We start from the raw sequence: 2894 nt of genomic DNA, 5'->3' as shown, positions 1-2894 counted from the left end.
ATAATATATAAACGCTCCCTGGTATGGTTGTCATATCTTAAGTTTATCAAGCTAAGCATTACCCAATGCTAAAGACATTAATCTTTCTTAGATTAACGTGGAATTATTACGTCGAGGTAATTATGATCCTTCCAGTAATCATGGCTGGCGGCACCGGTAGCCGTTTGTGGCCAATGTCTCGTGAGCTGTATCCAAAACAATTTCTTCGTTTGCATGGCGATAATTCCATGTTGCAGGAAACGGTCACCCGTTTAAAAGGGCTGGACGTTTCTGAGCCGCTGGTTATTTGTAATGAAGAGCATCGTTTTCTTGTGGCTGAACAATTGCGACAAATAAACCAACTCTCCGACAATATTATTCTTGAACCGGTCGGACGTAATACCGCGCCTGCCATTACCCTGGCCGCCCTGAGTGCCATCGATAATGGTTCTGACCCGCTGTTGCTCGTGCTTGCAGCCGACCATGTTATCGAGTCACCGGATGCCTTCCATCGGGCCGTGCAGAATGCGATACCCTTCGCCGGGCAGGGGAAACTGGTCACGTTTGGCATCGTGCCAACAGGCCCGGAAACCGGCTACGGTTATATACAGCGCGGGACAGAATTCAGCAGCGATGCCGAGCCTGCTTTTGGGGTGCAGCGTTTTGTTGAAAAACCGAATCTGGCCACCGCATTGCAATATCTGGAAAGTGGCGAATATTACTGGAACAGCGGAATGTTCTTGTTCCGCGCCAAACGTTTCCTTGAAGAGATGGCAAAATTCAGGCCGGATATACTCGAAGCGTGTCAGAAAGCGATTGAAACCTCGCATGCCGATGAACAACAGGATTTTATTCGCGTAGATAAAGCGTCTTTTATTTCCTGCCCGGACGAATCTGTTGACTATGCCGTGATGGAAAAAACCACCGATGCGGTTGTTGTTCCGTTAGATGCAGGATGGAATGATGTGGGTTCCTGGTCGGCTCTTTGGGAAGTGAATGATAAAAACGCCGAAGGGAATGCCGTCAATGGCGATGTGTTTACCCATAATGCGAAGAATTGTTATATCAACACCGATGAGAAATTAGTGGCTGCAATCGGTGTGGATAATCTGGTTATTGTCAATACCAAAGATGCCGTTCTGGTCATTGATAAAAACCAGGTGCAGGACGTTAAAAAAGTCGTCGAATATCTGAAGAGTAATAAAAGGCGGGAATACCGTTTGCACCGTGAGTCTTATCGCCCGTGGGGCCGCAACGATAATGTTGTGACTGCACCCCGCTATCAGGTGAACCGGATAACCGTGAAACCGGGCGGTCAGTTCTCATTACAAATGCATCATCACCGCGCGGAGCATTGGGTTATTTTGTCCGGCACCGCCAGAGTCATTCTCGAAGATAAAAATTATTTGCTCACTGAAAATGAATCCACGTTTATCCCTATTGGTGCTCAGCATATGTTAGAGAACCCCGGGAAAATTCCGTTGGAACTTCTGGAAATCCAGTCGGGTTCCTATCTGGAAGATGACGATATTATCCGTATAAAAGATCACTATGGTCGCTGTTAATTTGGGGATGAAATATGTCAGATACATTAACTTGCTTTAAAGCTTACGATATCCGCGGTGAATTAGGCGTCGAATTAAATGAAGATATTGCTTACCGTATAGGGCGTGCTTACGGGGAATATTTAAAACCCAAGAAAATGGTATTGGGCGGCGATGTCCGCTTAACCAGTGAGGCATTAAAACTTGCCCTGGCAAAAGGCTTGCAGGATGCGGGAACGGACGTTGTGGATATCGGGGTAACCGGTACAGAAGAAATCTATTTTGCGACGTCTTATCTGTGCCTTGACGGTGGCATCGAAGTCACGGCCAGCCATAATCCGATGAACTACAATGGCATGAAACTGGTCCGTGAGGATTCCCGTCCGATCAGCGGTGATACTGGCTTACGCGATATACAGACGCTGGCGGAGGCTAATAACTTTGCGCCGGTCGATCAGGCTTCGCGTGGCAGCTATGAGAAAGCCTCGGTGCTGGATGAGTATGTTGATAAGCTGCTCAGCTTTATCAATTTTGAGAATTTTACCCGTCCTTTAAAGCTGGTGTTTAACTCCGGCAACGGTGCGGCCGGCCATGTTGTCGATGCTATCGAACAGCGGTTTATTGCAGCGGGTGTACCGGTTGAATTTATCAAGGTTCATCACGAGGCAGACGGCACATTCCCCAACGGTATTCCTAACCCGCTATTACCGGAGTGCCGCCAGGACACGACGGATGCCATCATTAAGCATAATGCAGATATGGGAATTGCTTTCGACGGAGATTTCGACAGGTGTTTTCTCTTCGACGATGCCGGTAATTTTATCGAAGGTTATTATATCGTTGGTCTGCTTGCCGATGCCTTCCTGGAAAAATATCCCAACTCACGAATTATCCATGACCCGCGCCTGAGCTGGAATACCATTGATATTGTTACCGGTGCAGGCGGCGTACCGGTTATGTCAAAAACCGGGCATGCCTTTATTAAAGAACGTATGCGCCAGGAAGATGCGGTCTATGGCGGTGAGATGAGCGCCCATCATTACTTCCGCGATTTTTATTATTGCGACAGTGGGATGATCCCCTGGTTGCTGGTCGCTGAATTATTGCATCTGAAAGGCAAATCTCTTCGTCAGCTGATTAATGACCGGATCACTGCCTATCCCGCTTCAGGCGAAATTAACAGTTACCTGCAGCAGCCGAAAGAATCCATTGCCCGTGTCCTGGCAATGTATGAAGGCGAGGCGGTAAATGTCGATCACACTGACGGGATCAGCCTGGAGTTTGATGAATGGCGTTTCAATCTCCGCAGCTCTAATACAGAACCGGTTGTACGGTTGAATGTCGAATCCCGCGCAAATACCAAATTAATGC

The 2894-nt window shown here is 47.8% G+C and carries 2 protein-coding genes; both read left to right on the top strand.

What is annotated here, in order from left to right; translation table 11 throughout:
* Positions 1–122: 122 nt before the first annotated feature.
* Positions 123–1544 (top strand): mannose-1-phosphate guanylyltransferase/mannose-6-phosphate isomerase, encoded by a 1422-nt coding sequence (locus tag J1785_RS01910; protein ID WP_217139454.1) that lies wholly within the window; start codon positions 123–125, stop codon positions 1542–1544.
* A gap of 14 nt (positions 1545–1558) precedes the next feature.
* The coding region (cpsG, locus tag J1785_RS01905; RefSeq protein ID WP_217218681.1) for a phosphomannomutase CpsG at positions 1559–2894 on the top strand (1336 nt) is incomplete at its 3' end.

The organism is Rahnella perminowiae (assembly GCF_019049755.1).
Taxonomy (GTDB): domain Bacteria; phylum Pseudomonadota; class Gammaproteobacteria; order Enterobacterales; family Enterobacteriaceae; genus Rahnella; species Rahnella perminowiae.
The sequence above is the reverse complement of the archived record's forward strand: the minus strand, read 5'-3'. Positions and strand labels throughout refer to the sequence as shown.

Excerpts from the sequence above, each read along its gene's own strand:
- J1785_RS01910 (WP_217139454.1), top strand. The coding sequence starts at position 123 with ATGATCCTTCCAGTAATCATGGCTGGCGGCACCGGTAGCCGTTTGTGG.